The sequence below is a fragment of the Paraburkholderia sp. SIMBA_027 genome (assembly GCF_046535315.1).
GTDB lineage: Bacteria > Pseudomonadota > Gammaproteobacteria > Burkholderiales > Burkholderiaceae > Paraburkholderia > Paraburkholderia tropica.
In genome coordinates, this window is record NZ_JAWRWY010001253.1 from 1 (window position 1) to 249 (window position 249).

The 249-nt window shown below is 43.4% G+C and carries 1 protein-coding gene; it reads left to right on the forward strand.

Translation table 11 applies throughout. The features are described 5' to 3' along the window. A partial coding sequence (locus tag SB764_RS43165) for a zinc-binding dehydrogenase (protein ID WP_410867190.1) occupies positions 1-249 on the forward strand: 249 nt, incomplete at both ends.

The following is a 249-nucleotide window of genomic DNA, read 5'->3' on the forward strand; positions in this document are numbered from 1 at the left end:
CTGCTTATTTTGCCTTACATCGAATGGCTAGAATCAAGGCGGGTGATGTGTTGCTCGTTCATGCTGGTTCAGGCGGCGTTGGTTCTGCGGCAATACAATTAGGGAAGGCAGCAGGAGCATTTGTAATTGCGACGGCAGGAAGTGAAGAAAAGCTAGAAATTTGTAAACAACTTGGTGCAGATCTTGTCATCAATTATCGTCAAGAGGATTTTGTGCAAGTAGTAAAACAAGCAACTAATAATAAAGGGG